Source organism: Limnobacter humi (genome assembly GCF_024518835.1).
Classification (GTDB): domain Bacteria; phylum Pseudomonadota; class Gammaproteobacteria; order Burkholderiales; family Burkholderiaceae_B; genus Limnobacter; species Limnobacter humi.
In genome coordinates, this window is record NZ_JANIGO010000001.1 from 180,915 (window position 1) to 199,331 (window position 18,417).

Genomic DNA, 18,417 nt, shown 5'->3' on the forward strand with positions numbered 1-18,417 from the left:
CTCTTATGCCACTCCCCAAACGCGCATTTGTTAAGGTTGCAATAGTCGAGCTCTTGCAACAACACGGTGTGCTTCCAGTGCCAGAAGTACATCGCCTGATAGCTGAACGTTTTTCTCTCAATGCGGAAAAGGCCATCAAGCTAACTTCTCAGCCTCAGTACAAGGTTGAGATCCGCTGGGCAAGGCAGGAACTCGTTGGTGAGGGAATCATTGCTCGACCAGAAGTGTCTGGCAGAGGCCACTGGAAGCTCGCGGGCACGCTCAATGCACTTGACGTTTATCCCGACGAAGCGATTCCAGATGGTCCCTTTAAGGAAGGGGCATCAAAGAAGGTAGCGGTCAATCGCTACGAGAGAAATGAGAAAGCGCGTCTAGCTTGCCTGAAGCACTATGGTTATAGCTGCAAGGCATGCGGCTTCAACTTCGAAACCGCATTTGGCGTGCTAGGCAGGCAGCAGATTCACGTCCATCACACCATGCCAATATCTACCTTGGGCGTTGATTACCAAGTTGATCCCGTTGATCATCTGGTTCCTTTGTGTCACCGCCAATGTAAAAATGACCCACTAGCGCCAACTTAAAATTGACCCACCTGAGCAACAATTGCCGCTTTTTGGCGGCGCTTTGAATGTTGACTCAGGAGAATCTAGTGGAAATACATGTATTGAACGCGCAAGGCCACAGCATTCGCGCAATCGCTGAACAACTGGGCGTGTCCAGAAACACGGTCAGGAAATATTTGCGTGACCAGGCAGCCGAACCCATTTATCCACAGCGTGCGCCCCGACCGGCCAAACTCGACCCGTTCAAGAGTTATTTGAATGAGAGAATTGCCGCTGCCAAGTCGCACTGGATTCCAGCCTCGGTGTTGTTCAGAGAAATCCAGGCGAAGGGATACACGGGCGGCGTAAGCCGCTTGAAGGAGTATCTTGTTCAGTTCAAGCAGCCCGAGCCAGACCCAGTGGTACGGTTCGAGACAGCACCGGGCCAGCAACTGCAAGTGGATTTCACCACCATTTGCCGATACCGCTCACGCTTGAAGGCCTTCGTGGCCGCACTGGGCTACAGCCGTGCAACCTACGTTCGGTTTACCGAGCAGGAGCGCCAGGAGGATTGGCTCTCTGGTCTTGAGCATGCATTCGCTTTCTTCGGTGGTGTGACACAGGAGGTACTGTTTGATAATGCCAAGTGCATCATGCTGGAGCGCGATGCCTTTGGAGAAGGCCAACATCGCTGGAACCGGCAAATGCTGGACATGTCCAGGGACTACAACTTCAGGCTTCGGGCATGTCGTCCCTACCGTGCCAAGACCAAGGGCAAAGTGGAGCGATTCAATGGCTACCTCAAGGGAAGTTTCATCACACCGCTGGCCACCACCATGCGACAGAACGGTTTGCTGCTGACTGCTGATGTGGCCAATGCCCACGGCTGCACAGTGTTGCCCATCAACGCATTCACGGCACCACGGGGCAGAAGCCACAAATACTGCTGGATGAAGAGCGTCATTCACTGGGTGGGTTGCCCAATATCCAGGTGCCGCCACAAATAACTCACCGCAGCCTGCACATTGCCAGACCCATGCCGGTGGAAAGCCTGCAACACAACCTGAGCGTGTATGACCAGTTGCTACAGGTGGTTCGATGAATCTGCAAACAGAACGGATTGCCCGCCAGTGCGAGCAACTCAAGCTCGACACCCTGAACAATGAGTGGCCTGCAATTGCACAAACCTGTGTTGAACAGGGGCAATCTGTTGCAGACTTCCTGGAGCGGTCGCTTCAGGCCGAGCTGGATGCACGTGCCACGAGAACGCAAAGCATTCTGCACAAGTTCGCAGGTCTGCCTTCCATTAAAACCGTTGAACAATACGACTTCAAATTCGCAACAGGTGCACCGAAGCGGCAAATCCAGGAGCTAACTTCACTGGCCTTCATTGAACGCAAAGAGAACGTCGTATTGCTCGGACCAAGCGGTGTGGGCAAAAGCCACTTGGCAGTTAGCCTGGGTTGTATGGCCATACACAAGCTGATGAAGATTCGATTTATAACCGCGGCTGACCTGATGCTTCAACTGTCGGCAGCAAAAAATCAGGGACGCCTTGAGCAATACCTGCAACGCAGTGTTCTGGCACCACGGTTGCTCATCATTGATGAAATCGGATACCTGCCGTTCGGTCGTGAAGAAGCCAACCTGTTCTTCAACGTGATTGCAAAGCGGTATGAAACAGGCAGCATCATCGTGACCAGTAATCTCCCATTCTCACAGTGGGCCAGTGCATTTGCAGACGATGCAACCCTGACTGCAGCACTGCTGGACCGATTGCTTCACCATTGCCACATCGTGCAAATCAACGGTGAGAGTTACAGATTGAAAGGAAAAAAGATGGCTGGCGCCATGCCAAACCCGGTGGGTTTGGCAGCAGGAAATCAGTGAACAAAATCAGAAAGAATTGCTTGGGTGGGTCAAATTTACTTTGGCGTTGACGAAGCAAAGTGGGTCAAAATTCAAGCGGCATTGACATTGGAGTGACTAAACCTAGCAAACTGCCACTGTCGGCTCATCTGGACCTATCCAAGATATTCTTAGATACTCACCAGCAACCAATCCCTGTTCACGAAAGAATTCAAATATCTCAGCGGGTGACCAATCTCTTCCCGCTGAAAATGCAAACTTATTTTTTCTTAGAAATTCAAATACTCTCACCTGGTCATCACGGTGAGCGCAATGGATTGAATAGGTATCAGAACCACAAGACTGGAACTGATTAGAGAGGAGACAATCTCCGGCCTGACTATTCAGGCAGACAACGGTATTAACACCACCATTTATACTTGCAAGAAATCCATTGATCTGAGTCATGGCCCCACCTTGATGGTACCGAGCGTACGAACACCCGATCCGTCCATAGTTGATATTGAGTCAATAACCATCTCTGGCGCGCCGCCGGGCAAATGCATACCTGGGCCTTGAAAGAATCGATTTGAACCGCCCCGGCTTTCGTAGAGGCCAATTTTCTTAAGTGCGGGTTTGTTCGGCCTGCTGACCGAGTTGTTGATAATAATTCATCTCTGCTTCGGCCGGTGGAATGTAGCCCAGTGGCTCCATTAGTCGATGGTGATTGAACCAAGCCACCCATTCCAGCGTAGCCAGTTCCACCGATTCAATTGTTTTCCAGGCGCTTCTGCGGTGAATCACTTCGGCCTTGTACAGCCCGTTGATGCTCTCTGCCAGTGCGTTGTCATAGCTGTCGCCTTTGCTGCCAACTGATGGCTCAATGCCAGCCTCAGCAAGGCGTTCGCTGTACCGAATGGACACGTATTGTGAACCCCTGTCACTGTGGTGAATCAGTGACTGATTTCTGTCAGGTTGGCGGTCCCACAACGCTTGTTCCAGTGCATCCAGCACAAAGTCCGTACGCATGGAACGGCTCGCGCGCCAGCCCACAATTCGCCGAGAGAACACGTCGATAACAAATGCCACATAGACAAATCCCTGCCAGGTTGAGACATAGGTGAAATCAGATACCCACAACTGGTTCGTTGGCGCCAACAGCAACCAAAGAGCCGTCTGCATACGCTTTGCGCCACTGAAACAACTGGCTGGCTGCGATACCCGCTTCACGGGCCACCAAAGAAACAGACTTGCCTTCGACGTACGTTTGCTGCACCAACGCCAACTTTTCTTCCGGTGTCCAGCGCCGTCGGCGCTGGACACCGATTATCACTTCAACCCGCTCGGGCTTGCCATCTGAACTCATAGTAGTAAACATAGCTGTATTCCTAGTCGTAAGTTTAAGGAATACCTCCGGTACTGTCTTTCAGGGGGCAAGTTCAGGTGAAAACTTGGGTTTTTGGCGCCATACCGATTGAAGAGTTGCCCTCAGTTGTGATGACTTGTTAGCCGTATGGAGCGTTACTACAGATACTGATGCTAGGCAGAGAATTAATTCGCAAAGTTTCAGTTGCTCGCAAGCTATCAAAACTTGGCAGAATATATACAGTTTGAGGCGCTTGAGAGGTGGCCCCTGGTGAGGGTGTAGTCTTTCGAACGGTCAATAGGAAAGTATTGAATCTTTGGATAAAAATCAACAATGAATGGCATACCTGTTATTGACCTTTTTGCTGGCCCGGGAGGGTTGTGCGAAGGTTTTGCATCTCTAACAAAAGGTGAATCGAGATGCTTTGAGATTCGTGTTTCGATTGAGAAAGATCCTATCGCTCATAAGACTCTTTCACTTCGTGCTCTGTTCCGGTCCTTTCCTGTAGGGAAGGTCCCTGCTGCCTACTATCAATATATCAGAGGGGAAATTTCACGGGAGCAGTTGGAAAGTGACCCAGTTGTAATTCCGTATGTCAAAAAATCATATGCTGAAGCTAGGTGCGCCGAATTGGGGAAAAATGATCATAGTGAGATTGACTCTTGGATTCGGGATGGCCTTGCAGGTGCCAAAGAATGGGTCCTGATAGGTGGACCACCTTGTCAGGCTTATTCAATCGTTGGCCGATCGAGGATGCGCGGCAATAATCCAAAGGAATTTGAGTCAGACAAGCGACATTTTCTTTACAAAGAATACTTGCGAATAATCAAGGAATTTTCTCCCTCTGTCTTCGTAATGGAAAATGTAAAAGGAATGCTGACCTCACAGCATTCGGGCTCATTAATATTTAACCGAATACTTGAAGATCTTCAGTTACCCGGAAACGGTCATGAATATCTGGTCAGATCATTTGTTGTTCCTGGCGAGATTAGTGACCCGGATGACTTTGTTATCAAGTCTGAGAATTTTGGAATCCCACAATCTAGGCACAGGGTCATACTGTTTGGCATCAGGGCCGATATTGCTGAGTCGGTGCCAGACCTAGTTAACCGTCCCGAACGTTTCTCATTGGAGCAGTCACCCTTAGTGTGCGCCCGGGATGTTCTTGATGGGCTGCCCCCGCTTCGAAGCAAGCTTTCAAACCGTTATGACGGGATGACCGACTCTGTCGCAAATTGGCAAAAGGCTCTTACTAACGGACTAAAGGTCCTCGAGAAGAAAAAAAGTGCGGTTCCACTGCGGGTGTTGGAACGTGCACAGTGGGCGGTGACTAAGTCATGGATCCATAAGTCAACTGGTGGACAGTTCATCCAGTCGGATATCTCCATGAATGAACCTCTGGCTTCTTGGTACCTCGACCCCGAGATAGGTGGCGTAACGCTGCATGAGACGAGAAGCCATATGGAATCCGATCTGCATCGGTATTTGTTTGCCTCCTCATTCGCTCGAGAGGAAAAGAGATCACCGAGGTTGAGTGACTTTCCTCAAGCCTTGTTACCCAACCATCAAAATTTGAACAACGAATCAACGCCATTTCTAGACAGATTCCGAGTGCAGTTGCGTAATCAACCATCGACAACAATCGTGTCCCACATTTCCAAGGATGGGCACTACTACATTCATCCCGAACCCTCACAGTGCCGTAGCCTAACGGTTCGCGAGGCTGCGCGCTTACAGACCTTCCCCGATAACTACTTTTTTGAGGGCAATAGAACACAGCAGTATCACCAAGTGGGCAATGCTGTCCCACCGCTATTGGCTAGGAAAATCGCTGAAATTGTCCTCAGGCTGTTGCAGTCGGCAGGTCTTTGAATTCTCCAGAAACCTAATTACCTTAAATCCAGCGAGCTAACCCTGCAGGCTGGACTTCAAGGGAGGCAGACGTCAAGTTGCACACCCAGATCTTCAGAACACACCATTCAAGTGCATGAAGTCTGGAGCGGGTTGTCACATACCTCAAACTATACCGGCCATTTTCTGTCAGCCGTTGTAGCGAACCTCTGGAATTCCTGTGGCTACAGGGGAGTAAGAAGCAGCGAAAACTGCATCCCTACACTCTGGCTTTTTGGCCCATTCCGAAATCATCTTACCACCAGCACTTTCGTGGAGAACCTCACTGACTTGGCGCGCCCATATCTCGATCTGTTTAAGGAGTTCATGGGAGACTGCCTGATTGCTCCAGATCTTATCGAGATCAATGCGATCACCCAACATCTTGGCGGTCACTGATACGGTATATGCCGTGATGTTTGCTTGGAAAGCTTGGAACATGGGGCGGATCAGTTTTTGAGTATCGCGGTAGAGCTTTGCCTTCGCGATCATGGATTTGAAGTCGGCAGTAGAGGGCAGTTTGACTTCCTGTCCCTCCGGAGCAACGAGTGCTGACATGAAACGGTCAAAGTTTTTCTGGGAGCCGAGGCTGACGATCTCTGGTTTCTGAGCCCAGGCATTCAGATACTTTGCAAGATCCGTTTTGGTCAGGCGGCGACTCGTCGGGATCGCGTCCTTGATCTTCTTTAGCTTGGCAGGTGTTGTTCCTTCCCTAGCCAACAAGGTATTGTAGCTTCCTGCAGCGCGCTCATAGAACCACTGACTGACTCCATCTGGGCAGTACACATTACGGGAAATCTTTTCGATCTCCACATGGAATGGCTTGTTGGCTGAGAGGTCTGACTGTCTAACAGCGTTCTGGCTGTTCGCAAATCTGGAAATGTCTGAAACCAGGGCCTCTTCCTTGGCAGGGTCCTGAACTCTCATGACAATGATCTTTGCGGCCACTCTGACGCCGGACAAGTCGATTTCAGGATACTTCTTCTTTGTGAAGTACAGGGATGCAGTGGTCTGCCCACCGTTGACGATTTGAAGACCCTTGATCCATGCGATTCCGATCATACCGTCCAAGGAGTTCCCCAGCCTTATTTCGTCGGCGACCATAACAATGCCGTTGTTGTAGGCCATGAAGCGTTCAGGTGAATTTCTGAGAGTGTTTTGTATGCCGGCATTCACGCCTTTGCCCTTGACGCTCAAAAACGAACGAACGTTGGCTTCAAGAAGTCGCGCACCAAATTTTTCGTAAAGCAGGCGAAGAGCGTCACCGGGAACAGCGGTCAATGCGTAGTCATAGTCATCGTTCTGCCCATTGACGAATACGCATGGTAAGGGCTGACCAGACAACTCATTGAAATCGATGACCAATTCGTCACGCGGCTTACCTTCAGAGATGTGGCGGTATAGCCGCTCAATATCCATAACCTCCAGCCTGACAGCCTTACCGTTTATTTCTTTTGTCTTGAAGCTCTTGGAATTGGCGATGCGGTCAGTAATGACGAAGATTCGGATCTGTTCCAAATCGTTGTAGATGGCTTGCAGCGTCTCAGCTAATGAACGGACATCGTTTGTCGGATCCAGCTTTGGAGCGAGCGTTCCTTGTGCACAGAGGGACAAGAACCGAAAACATTGCTCAACAGCCGTTTTCGTTTCAGCGTCAGGTATACGCGTTGGCTCATCCTCCCCTAGGTAAAGGCTAACGAACAGATCGAGCTGATCGTTGTCGTCAGACAATGAGTAACCACTGAGCCGCAATATGGCGTTGCCAACTTTTCCTTCGAAATAGCACTGGACAGGCTCGAATGTCATACCAATCTCTGCCATGTGATCCATGACGATATTGGCATAAACAAGTTCTTCGTAGAGGGCCCCGTCCTGCATCTGCGCACGCACGGTTGCCTGTATTTCCCTCAAAAATTCAGCAAGTTCCATAGTTAGATCATTTCCAGTTTCTTGAGAGCTGTTGTCAGGCCAACATCTTGGCTGAGCAAGGGCTCGAGATTGATTTCATATCTAGCACTGATGACTCCGGGCTTCACGTTGCCGAGCATCAGTCGAGGAAAATTCTCTCCAACTTCAAGCATCGCGATTTCCCGCAGGGAGAATCTCCGATGGTATTGAGGTGAATGCGCTGGCGAGTATCCAGCAGCGAGAACTCTGTCATCAAACTCGGAAAGGGTGATTGGATTAGATTCCAGCTGTGCTCTGATTGCAGAAATCTTTTCGGGGAGCGTTTGTCCACTCTCGGTCAACGCATATTTGACGGCACCCAAGAAAAGGGGGCTGCAGTTCGTGTCATCCAGTTGTTCCAGCGAACCAATTTTTGCAACCAACCCAGCGGTGGCAACAGTGGTCTTTACTTCGATGGCACCAAAGCCAAGTTCGAAATCCCTGAGCCCGTGAAGTGGTCCACTCCAGGCCCTGATTGCAGCTTCAGGAGCCATGCCGACCTCCAGCATTTTTTCCAGCACGGTGAGTTCACCTACAAGACCAACTTCATTCTCGGCAGACAAAGGTACAGCACCCTTGCGCATGAACTCTTGCCACGCTCGAATCCTGCCAAGGAAAGCGCGCAATTCAAGACTGTGGTCTCCGGAACCCGTGTCCAAGATTGCATGGACAATATCCGACACCATGGCCGAGAATAATTCAAGGTTTCCGTTCGGACTCCGAGTCAATGCAAGCCAGACGAAGCCATCCTGCTCAGAATTGACACGAGTGACATGGAATCCCAATCCTTCAGGAAATTTTTCGTTTCTCGAGATCACACTTGTACGAAAACCTGCGAGCAAGGCTTCGCATAGGTCTGGGAAATTGCGCCCAGCTCTGAACCTGCCGGGATGTCTGGGCAAAACTGCCACTGTGTTCCATCCGGACGTGCCTTGTGCGGTCTGGATTGAATTCCAAGCCAGCTGAATTTCGTCAATCAACTTGGCCATATTCCTGAGCCCATTGTGCTTGAGTTAAATGATCCACTGCATATTTGACTTTCACCCCGGCATCGCTGGCAGGGAAGCTAATGCCGAATGCAATGACAGGTTTTTTCCAGTCACCAAAGCCAGGACCAAATTCGGCCTGATCAGGGTCCAAGGGGTACAGCATCAGCAAGCCCCTCTCAGGGGCCGCCTGTATTCCTTGTTCTGGCGCGCCCATACCTCTGATATATCGGATAGCGAGGCCATTGGGAAAAGTAGGTGCCTCTGGCTTTTTGCCGTCTTTAACTCGGGCTGCGTCTGGATTCCAGTTTTTCAGAGTCAATGCCATGGCTGCGTCCCATGCAGGGCCGTCAAGATCGATAGACTCATCCGGCGGCGAAACGGGACGACCAATCGCATAACGGTCGCTGCGTGTGTTATCCGCCTTCCGCTTGATCATGCGATCAACCCTTGGCCCACCTGTGAACTGGTAAGAAACTCCCTCACCACCGTCTGCCAAGTAGACTGTCCACGAGGTCAATTGACCGATCTTGGCCATGGACCGGATGAAATCCCGTATCAGGGGGCTATTGACCTTACGCGCTGCCGGATGGGTGGCGTAGGAATCAAAGAAGTCTGCGATAGCTTCGCTGGAAACGTTGTCCCAGAGATGCCCGTACCATTTTTTGGGCTTGCTTCCCCGCAGTCTGATGATTTCAGGCGACTCTTGCGGAGAGCCACATGCTTGGAGAAGCCTCGTGGTTGCGTCCAGATTCTTAGACAGAATATCAGCGGATCTGTGCAGTGCAACGGTCTCAAGGATTTCGCCGCTGAAAGACAGTTGCAAATCCTTTGCGGTGCGCATTTTCAAAGGTGATGTAACCAGCAGGACGGGATGCGACTGGACCCTGAGACCATAGTCCTTAGGGGTTGCACCACTGTCTTTCATGGCTTCGAATTCGTCTCGCAGTTCCTCGGATGCATCAGCAATGTGCTGGAACCACTCGATCAGATCATCCGTCGTGTACAGACGGCAAAGATCCAGATAGCCCGGGCGGTACCCAAACCATCGCCCCATTTGCATGAGGGTGTCGTACATTTTTGAGGTGCGGACAAAGTAACTGGTGCAGAGTCCTTCAAGCGTAAGACCTCGAGCAAGCTTGTCGCCGCCAACAGCAATCACTTTCAGCCCCTTGGTGCCGGGTGTGGCGTAATCAAGAATATCCTTTGCCTTGCCATTGATCATTCGGACTTCAATATCGGACAGTACATCTCCCAGCTTCTGTAAGATTTCATCCCAAGAATGATCTGGCGGCGTGGTCTCGGATTCAACCAGTCTCTCAATCACAGCAGTGCGAGTGGGCGAGAAATCCTCCTCCCAGAGCCTTCGCATCTGTTTCAGCGACTCGATATCGTCAACACCACGGGTAATACGCTGGCGAAGCCCCGTGATGTATTCCTTTACCTGCCTATGAACATCTTTTTGAACGAGGATATAGCGAGTAACGTGAATCAGCATAGAGGAATGCTCGCTACCCTGGCCGCGTAACTCGCGGGAAGCGCAGGCCAATACAAAAGACTGGATTGCATTCTTAAGAGAGGGAGGCAGTGTGTCTACGCCAAGATAGAAAGGTTGATGATACTTGTCGTGTTTTTCTGGCATCCATCCTGTCTCACGGTCTTCGCTCATGTGGTCCTTGAATACGCGAACAAGAGGAAGCCCTCCGATTCTTCCATCGACGCCTCTCAGGCCAAAGATGCGAGTAGGACCGAAGTAATTTGAAGGAGCTGCGAGATTGATGATGAATGACTTGGGAAACAGGTCTGCGCCCTCATCAGTGGTGTTCCCTTGCCTATGGATAAACACGTTGGCGAACGGGGTAGCCGTGTACCCGACATAAGCAGACTTTGCAAAGCTGTGCAGTATCTTCCGGATACGGCTGTTGATGGCCTTGGGCTCGTGATCCGGATCCGGGTTACCTTCGGAGTCAAATGTCTGCTCCCCGGTATCAACTGACCCGTTATCTGCCTCGTCATCAATCAGAAGCAGGGGCAGATTGCTGACGTATTTAAGTCCGCTTTCATTATCTCTCGTATCGGCGACATGGTTCTTGATCCATTTCAGCAGGCGATCCAAGACGGTTTTGTTCTTCTTAACGACGAATAGCCAGGGGCGTTCTTCTGGCGTGATAGCTAGGTGATTCGCGATATTTGTGCTGAAGTCGCCGTTTTCAGTTCGGTTGGTGGCGCAGTTAGGCTTGATCTCCAGATCGCGTCCCATTTCGCCGACACCAATGAATTTGACTACATCATTGTTCGCAGAAGTTTCGTAGCCCAGAAACCCTTCTTCAAGTCGAATCTGGGTCTGGGATCGCAGGTTGTTGTGAAGACCGGCTAGAATAATGATTATTTTGTACCCAGCGTCAGCCGCTTTACAGATCAGTCCTGTGTAGTTGGCGGTTTTCCCCGACTGCACATGCCCAACCACCAGCCCACGCCTGTCCCAAGAACCAGTCCGGTTGGGGTCCTCAAGAAGGCCAAGCATTTCGTCTGTAGAGATTTCCAGTGCATCTATGGCAGCCGGAGGCATTTTCCGCTCCAGCATGTCCCTGTACCTTGGCCAATATCTCCATCCCTTTTTTCGTGAAGAACCAAGCCAGGTTTCGTGATCACTGTCGTCGGAGAGTGTTGAGTTCTTGCCGATCCAGATGCTGTAACGACGGATCAGTTCAGCAACGGCGCCCTCGATATCAATGGGTTCATCTTCCCGTCGAGGCATGATGGAAGCGGCCAGCTCAACCATTTCCTTGATCACTGAAGCGGTTGGGTTCTGGGTGGCCTGTTCCATCAGCAGGTTCTGTGCATTGCTTATGACGGTACTGGTTGGTCGATTGAATTCGCTCATGTGCTATTCCTGTCTGGTCTGATTCATCCCCGCATTCAGGATTCCGGTACGGAAAGCTGTGCAATCAGATGAGGGAAATTCTGAAAAGGATCTGTGCAGGCGAGTCTCGCCCTAGCGTCCTCGATATCCATGCCCTTTTGGACAACTAAGTTTCTGAACAGGGATTTCATTACCTTCAAAACAGCTTCATCAGAACTGGAGGCAAAGCTTGTCACAGGCGTTTCTTTTTGCTCGGCGGTGTCCAGCCAGATTTTTTGAACAGGGACAGTCTCTTCAATGACCCTGATCATGCTGATGATCAGATCCTTCTGGGTAGAGGTGGCGTCGTCAAGAACCGCAGCAATGCTCGGATGCGCCTCGTCAATCCTATAGCGAATTCCCTTGGACGTGCGTTCCACCTTCCAAGCTTGCTCGATTGGTGTATTCGTATTGACTCTCGTTGGGCTTCCCCGATATGCAAAGACCCGGCGGGCACGCTCCCTCGTGTCAGTGGCCATACTAGTCAACCAAGGACGCAACGCTACGGGAGGACGTGCAACTGACTTCTTGACGTCAATTTTCCAGTCTGCATCTGCAGTGTTCGGGATATCTAGTCGAATGCGAGCCAGTCTGCATGGCTCTTCTCGGTTCCAGGCCCTGGGCTGCCCCAGCCCCAACCATCCACCAGCGACCAGAAGCCGCTGGTTTCTATAAATGTAAAAACCTTGCTGAGCATTCCACCCGGCAGGACCACCGTTGATCTCGTATTCGTTATCTGACAACTTATCCCTGTGAGGTAGGACGTGGCATTGAACTTCAATGTCTCCGCATGAGGTTCGGTGCCTCTGGACAGGTGATGTCCATGGTTTTGCGGGATGACCACTCAGGAAAGGATCCCACGCTTCGATCTTTTTACCATTCAGGTTGAGTTGCAGCTTTGGACGGTGTCCTTCGAGTAAACGGTGAAAAACCATAGCTAAGTGACGCTCGACCTGCTCTTCCATTAAGGCCAAGAAGTCATTGACCGTGAAGCTTTCGGTGACGACGCGGTCAAGAACCTCCCATATCACGATTGTCCCGTGATCGAGGGAATCCAGCTTTGCGGGCAGGTCCTCGGAGCCGGGTGCCGGTCCTTCAATTAGGACCCATCCGATATCCGGATTAGCTTTGAGCAGATCCAGATCCCATCGGAGACAGCTGGTGACACCGTTCTTTCTGGATGCAACTGTGAGGCGTTTGCATTGAGAAAACGAGGCAGTCTTAAGTCCCATGCCGAATCGGCCAAGATCGTGCGGTGATCGTGCGTCGAGAGGGTTTTTATCGCCTAGTGTCATGGCGCTCTCAAGCTCTTGGTCACTCATCCCGGACCCATTGTCCAGAATATGGATATTACTCGACGTCTCTTTCCAGTTAAATTGAATATCTACTGTAGTGGCGTCAGCGGAAAAGCTATTGTCGATGATGTCAGCTAGTGCAGCAGCGGTAGAGTAACCGAGCCCGCGCAGGGATTCCAGCATTGCGCTGGCCCTTGGTGGTGCGCTCCTTGTAGCCAGCTGATTATTTTGTTTGTATGGACTCATGAGCGATATCCATTAGGTCTTTGAGTTTGTCGCTGCGGGATGGGTGTTTCAACTTGCTCATGGCTTTGGCCTCAATCTGTCGGATGCGTTCTCTTGTTACACCGAATGCCTGTCCAATTTCTTCAAGCGTGTGATCTGTTGACAGGTCTATTCCAAACCGCATCCGTAAAATACGTGCCTCATTAAGTGTCAAACTATCCAGCATGTCCCTTACTGTCACATGAATATTGTGCAGCAATGCGGCATTCATGGGAGCGGATTGAGCACCATCTGCAATGAGCTCAGTTTGCAGATTTCCCTCTTTATCGATTAACGTATCAAGGGGTACGATCTCCATATCGAATGTTACTATCTGTCGAATCTTGTCCTCGGGTATCTCCATTCGATCCGATAAAACGGAAACGTTAGCCTTGGTCCCGTGCTCCTGTAGATATTGACGAGAGATCCGATTAAGTTTGTTGATGGTTTCAATCATGTGCACCGGAATACGTATGGTACGGGCCTGGTCGGCGATGGCGCGGGTAATAGCTTGACGTATCCACCATGTGGCATAGGTCGAAAACTTGTAGCCCAGACGATATTGAAATTTGTCCACGGCCTTCATCAGGCCGATATTTCCTTCCTGTACTAGATCAAGAAATTCTAAGCCTCTATTGGTGTACTTTTTCGCGATCGACAGCACAAGCCGAAGGTTGGCTTCAATCATTTCTTTCCTGGCTTCTCGGCAGGCGCGTTCGCCAGCGTTCATGCGTTTATTGATGTTCTTAAGTTCATCCAGTGGAACCATAACGCGATGCTGCAAGTCGATCAGATTTCGTTGAATATCCTGAATCTGGGAAATATGCCGCCCTATGTTAGTAGCCCAGGGCATCCCAGATACGGCCTGACCCTCTACCCAGTTGAGGTCGAGTAATTTTGAAGCTACAAGGTTGTCCTGTATATCGCGATCACTGAATTCAATCACGAATTGGTTATGCGGGTAGCCGCACTTATTTACGATGATGCTGCGAAGCTCGCGCTCGTTCCTGCGTACATCGTCCACCTGGCCACGCACGATGTCGCACAGCTTCTCAATAGCTTTGGTAGTGAACCGAATAGTCATCAACTCTTCAGACAGCGCAGTCCGAGCCCTAACGTGGTTGGGTGTTCCCCAACCCTCCTTCTCGTAGACCTTGTGCAGTTGTTCAAACAGATTGGCAACCTTATCAAACCGTTCCAAAGCCTGGTTTTTCAGTTCCTCAAGATGCTTGTTCTGTGCTTGGGACTCGCTATGGTTTTCGTCTTCGTCGGTATCGTCGAACTCGGCGAAGTCTTCTTCGGTCACAGGGTCGTCGATCATGTCGGCGTTGAAGAAGCCAGCTACCAAGGTGGAAATCACAACCTTGCCTTCACGGATTTCCCTCACCATACGCAGGATTTCGGCAATGGTAGCAGGGGATGTACTAATCTCCTCTGTAATTTCCTTCAGACCTTTTTCAATGCGATTGGCTACTTTGATTTCGCCTTCACGTGAGAGCAGTTCACCCCTGCCCATTTGTCGTATGTAAAGGCGCCCTAGGTCATTTGATGACCCCGAAAGCTCGTCTAGATATTCGAGGGCACTATTTAAGGTACGCTCTTCCTCGGCCGTCTCTTCTTCATTAAGGTGACCCGTGAAGGCATCAAATATGGAAATATATTCGTGTCGTTCGTCCGTCTGCCCCCCCAGATCGTTAATGACCTGACGAATATTGTTGGAGAAATCCAGATCTTCAATTCCAAATTCCGACGACGCAATATCTTGGATCTGTAAGTCCGGAACACTTCCTTCCCGCAAGACTCTCAGCAGTGCACCTCTAACTGCAGCACGTGTTTCAGCGATTGCAGTCCTGACAATCGGTTCTGCAAACTCGGGAAGAGAGACGTCAAAATCTTCCCAGTCGGCCGAAGTGTCAATCGCAACGTGCTCTGAAATCGCTTTCTGCTGAACTTTAACCTTGAGCGCAATTTCAGGATCTTCTTCAGGAGGATGGGCCTCTTCTTCTGGCTCCCAGTCCCCGATACTCCATTCCGAATCTAATTCATCCTGATTAAGGTCAATTGTGAAGTCGTTTGACACTGCAGAGGGGTGCGTTACCTGTTCGGTTGTACCAGAAGAAGGTGGTTCTGCTACCTGATCCGTCGGCTGAGCTGCAACTGGAATTGAAACGAATGACTGTATGAGCGCTGCGGTCTCGCTATACCCTGCCTCTGAGGCTATGCTGACTGCATTCTTCCCCTCTAAGTTCAATAAGAGTGGATCCGCGCCGTTCTCCAGCAGCAGTCTGCAAGCGTTGGTCTGTTTTTTTCTGGCCGCGATCATTAGCGGCGTGTTGCCCGCGTCATCACGGGCATTCAGATTATCACCTTTTGCAATGTGTAACCTTATCGCAGCCTCAACGCCATTTGAGACCGCTATTTTTAGTAGCTTGTTCAATATGCCTTTCATGCTATGGACACTCGCTTGCCATTATCTAGGCAGGCCCTATCCGTTAGGCGCAAGTTTTTTGAGGTCCGTGCTTGCATGTTTTTTAAAAAAATAAAAAATTGCTGAATTTTTGTATCAATTCATTTTCGCAATTAGGATTCGCTCTCCGTCGCGTCCGTGGACAACCCCGGCTTTCATTGACAAACCGGAGCCTCATTTTGAGGCTGTTTCAAAGACCTCTGGGCTGACCCCACCGAGATGGGAATGCCTTCGGGTTCGGTTGTAAAACGCTTCAATGTAATCGAAGATATCTTCCTTGGCCAGATCACGCGTTTTGTAGATACGTTTTTTGATTCGCTCCTTTTTCAAACTACTAAAAAAAGATTCGGCAACGGCGTTGTCCCAACAGTTTCCACGCCGACTCATGCTGGGCTCAAGCTGGTGGGTTTTACAGAATCGCAACCAGTCATCACTGCTGTATTGCGAGCCTTGATCTGAGTGTACAAGTACCTTTTTCTTGGGGTGTCTGCGCCACAAAGCCATCAGCAAAGCATCCAGTACAATTTCTCGATTCAAGGATGGTTTCATTGACCAGCCAACCACTTTGCGCGAATACAAATCCACTACGACTGCTAAATAAAGCCAACCCTGCCAAGTTCGAATATAAGTAATGTCAGTGACCCAGGCTGTGTCTGGCTCATTGACTGTGAACTCACGCTCCAATCGATTCGGGGCAATGATGGAAGGCCGGCCAGCAATCGGGCGTGGTGCCTTATACCCGCGCAAAGCCTTGATCTGGTTGACTCGCATGATTTTAGCCACACGATGTTTGCCACACAACTCACCGGCTTCTGGCATGTCCTGAAACACGCGACGTGCGCCGTACACACCACGACTGGCCGAGTAAGAAGCTCGAATCAATTCCAACAATCGGTGATCTTCAATCGCGCGGTCAGAAACAGGTTTGTGCAGCCATGCATAAAATCCAGCCCTGGCAATGCGCAGCACTCTGCACATTGTGGCCACACGAAACTCTTGTTGGTGCTCGTTAATAAATTGGTACTTTACTCGGGCTGGCTTGCAAAGTACCTTGCGGCCTTTTTTAAAATATCTCGCTCCTCTTCGGTGCGCCGAAGTTGGGAGCGCAATTTCAAAATTTCACTTTTAGCTTCAAGCAACTCATTTTTTTGCTGCTCGGTCTCTGTGGGCTTTACCGCGTTGACCCACTTGTAAAGACTGTGGGACGAAACGCCAAGTCGCTCCGATACCTCAGCGATGGTGTAGCCACGGTCAATAACCTGTTTGACGGCTTCGTCTTTAAATTCTGGGGTATACCTTTGTCCACTCATGATGACTTTCTCCTATGCTCAAATATTAGCCGGGAGTTGTCCACGATAGGCGGGGTAGTCCAAATATTAGCCGGGAGTTGTCCACGATAGGCGGGGTAGTCCAAACAATACTTTTGCCACCCGAGAAACGCTGCTCAATTTCCTGCTTACTTCTTCTTCCCATTTTTTCATTTCCATAGGCGAAAGCACCTGATGTGTAAAACTGGTACCAAACTGGTACCCAGGTACATTCAAACGCGCCCAGTCAACATAAGGGATCCGAACGTACAAATTAACACCTAGGTTATTGATATATTTACATAAAAAGTACTTTCTAAAACAAACTACCGCTTGAACACAGCACGTTTGTTTTGATTAAAAATGGAAAGTTTTTTTGCTTTTAATCCTTTGGTCGCAAGTTCGAATCTTGCACGACCCACCAAGAATACAAAAAGCCCGAGGTTTTAAAAACCTCGGGCTTTTTTCATTTGTAGCCCCGCAAATCAGGGCTCATGTGATCAAACAGCCAACGCTTCCTGACTCTTGCGCTTCAAGCTGGGCAAGCTGTACTTGAATGCACGGCCCACAACCGTGGAGAACTGTTTAACAATCGATGCCTTGTTGTAATGCTGGCCATAGCGCTTGCAAATTTCCTGCACTTCAACCGACATTTCTGCATACCGGTGTGCAGGCACCTCCGGGAACAGGTGATGTTCAATTTGGTGGCTCAAGTTGCCAGACATGATGTGGAACAGCTTGCCGCCGGTCAGGTTCGATGAACCCTTCAATTGGCGCAGGTACCAATGCGCTTGCGACTCACCATCCACCACCGACTTGTCGAACACTTCCGAATCGGCTGTGAAGTGGCCGCAGAAAATAATCGTGAAGGTCCAGTAATTGCGAATGATGTTGGCCAGGAAATTACCTGCCAGCACCGGCAACAAGAAGGGGCCAGCCAACAGCGGGAAGAAGATGTAGTCCTTGGCGATTTGGCGCCAGGCTTTCTTCAAGGTTGGAATGGCGCGGTCTTTGGTTTCTTTCAGGGTTTTTTCGCCGCTGATCACTTTTTCAAGTTCAAGCGTTTGCAAAGCCAGCAGGTTTTCAAAGAAGGTGGCCAGCAAAGCCATCATGGGGATGTTGGCCAGAAAACGCGGCTCCCATTTCTGTTCCGGGAACAAGCGCAGCACGCCGTAACCGATGTCATGGTCCTCGCCCAGCACGTTGGTGAAGGTGTGGTGGCGGTAGTTGTGGCTGTAGCGCCAGTTATCAGAAGTACACCAGGTATCCCACTCATAGGTTTGGCCCATCAGCCGCTTGTTCTGCATGAAGTCGTACTGGCCATGCATCACATTGTGGCCCAGCTCCATGTTCTCCAGAATTTTGGATACGCCCAAGGTGAGCGTGCCCAATACAAACGCTGGCGGGAAAATGCCGGCCATCAAGAGGCCACGGCCTGCGATCTCGGTGTAGCGCACGGCCTTTTCGATTTTGGTGATGTACTTGGCATCGCGTTCGCCCACATCCGCCAAATGCTTTTGGCGAATGGCTTCAATTTCGGCGCCAAACTGTTCCAGTTCAGCGGGGCTCAATGTGCGGTCAGCTTTTCTCATGATGTGCTCCG

At 50.3% G+C, this 18,417-nt stretch carries 11 protein-coding genes and 3 pseudogenes; 4 read left to right on the plus strand and 10 right to left on the minus strand.

The features are described from left to right. Window positions 1-5 precede the first annotated feature (5 nt). The 3 genes and pseudogenes from NQT62_RS00890 to istB all read left to right on the plus strand — a co-directional run bounded on the left by NQT62_RS00890 (window position 6) and on the right by istB (window position 2,432). The gene (locus NQT62_RS00890; protein WP_256762648.1) at window positions 6-581 is read left to right on the plus strand and encodes an HNH endonuclease; all 576 of its coding nucleotides are present in this window, start codon (window positions 6-8) and stop codon (window positions 579-581) included. 47 nt (window positions 582-628) lie between these two features. Beyond that, window positions 629-1,644, plus strand: a pseudogene (istA, locus tag NQT62_RS00895) (IS21 family transposase). Then, window positions 1,641-2,432 (plus strand): IS21-like element helper ATPase IstB, encoded by a 792-nt coding sequence (gene istB / locus NQT62_RS00900; RefSeq protein WP_256762649.1) that lies wholly within the window; start codon window positions 1,641-1,643, stop codon window positions 2,430-2,432. The pseudogene istA and the gene istB overlap by 4 nt, the downstream one beginning before the upstream one ends. Window positions 2,433-2,534: 102 nt before the next feature. Here the strand turns inward: istB and NQT62_RS00905 are convergent, their stop codons facing one another. The 3 genes and pseudogenes from NQT62_RS00905 to NQT62_RS00915 form a co-directional block, all read right to left on the minus strand. Further along, complete coding sequence (locus NQT62_RS00905; RefSeq protein ID WP_256762650.1) at window positions 2,535-2,858, minus strand: hypothetical protein; 324 nt, start codon at window positions 2,856-2,858, stop codon at window positions 2,535-2,537. Between the two features lie 156 nt (window positions 2,859-3,014). Beyond that, window positions 3,015-3,536 (minus strand): annotated as a pseudogene (locus NQT62_RS00910) (IS3 family transposase); the annotation flags it as partial. Further along, window positions 3,526-3,768: pseudogene (locus NQT62_RS00915) on the minus strand (transposase); the annotation flags it as partial. The pseudogenes NQT62_RS00910 and NQT62_RS00915, both read right to left, overlap by 11 nt. Before the next feature lie 321 nt (window positions 3,769-4,089). On the opposite strand from NQT62_RS00915, the gene NQT62_RS00920 reads away from it, so the two are divergent. Continuing rightward, window positions 4,090-5,628, plus strand: a complete 1,539-nt coding sequence (locus NQT62_RS00920; RefSeq protein WP_256762651.1) for a DNA cytosine methyltransferase — start codon at window positions 4,090-4,092, stop codon at window positions 5,626-5,628. A 168-nt stretch (window positions 5,629-5,796) separates the two neighbouring features. On the opposite strand, the gene NQT62_RS00925 is transcribed toward NQT62_RS00920, so the two are convergent. The 7 genes from NQT62_RS00925 to NQT62_RS00955 form a co-directional block, all read right to left on the minus strand. Next, complete coding sequence (locus tag NQT62_RS00925) at window positions 5,797-7,575, minus strand: AIPR family protein (protein WP_256762655.1); 1,779 nt, start codon at window positions 7,573-7,575, stop codon at window positions 5,797-5,799. 2 nt (window positions 7,576-7,577) lie between these two features. Beyond that, complete coding sequence (locus NQT62_RS00930) at window positions 7,578-8,582, minus strand: PD-(D/E)XK motif protein (protein ID WP_256762656.1); 1,005 nt, start codon at window positions 8,580-8,582, stop codon at window positions 7,578-7,580. After that, window positions 8,566-11,463: a Z1 domain-containing protein gene (locus tag NQT62_RS00935; RefSeq protein ID WP_256762658.1), complete on the minus strand. Its 2,898-nt coding sequence runs from the start codon at window positions 11,461-11,463 to the stop codon at window positions 8,566-8,568. The genes NQT62_RS00930 and NQT62_RS00935 overlap by 17 nt, the downstream gene beginning before the upstream one ends. Before the next feature lie 35 nt (window positions 11,464-11,498). Next, window positions 11,499-13,022, minus strand: coding sequence for an ATP-binding protein (locus NQT62_RS00940; protein ID WP_256762660.1), 1,524 nt, complete (start codon window positions 13,020-13,022; stop codon window positions 11,499-11,501). Beyond that, window positions 13,000-15,489 carry an RNA polymerase sigma factor RpoD gene (gene rpoD / locus NQT62_RS00945; RefSeq protein WP_256762661.1) on the minus strand — a complete coding sequence of 830 codons (2,490 nt, stop codon included), beginning with the start codon at window positions 15,487-15,489 and terminating at the stop codon, window positions 13,000-13,002. Before rpoD ends, NQT62_RS00940 begins: the two co-directional genes overlap by 23 nt. A gap of 192 nt (window positions 15,490-15,681) precedes the next feature. Beyond that, window positions 15,682-16,817 (minus strand): IS3 family transposase gene (locus NQT62_RS00950; protein WP_256762663.1). Its coding sequence is split into 2 segments (ribosomal slippage): window positions 15,682-16,559 and window positions 16,559-16,817, totalling 1,137 coding nucleotides; the frame shifts between segments, so codons are not numbered across the junction. Between the two features lie 497 nt (window positions 16,818-17,314). After that, window positions 17,315-18,406 carry a fatty acid desaturase family protein gene (locus tag NQT62_RS00955; RefSeq protein ID WP_256762664.1) on the minus strand — a complete coding sequence of 364 codons (1,092 nt, stop codon included), beginning with the start codon at window positions 18,404-18,406 and terminating at the stop codon, window positions 17,315-17,317. Between the last annotated feature and the right edge of the window lie 11 nt (window positions 18,407-18,417).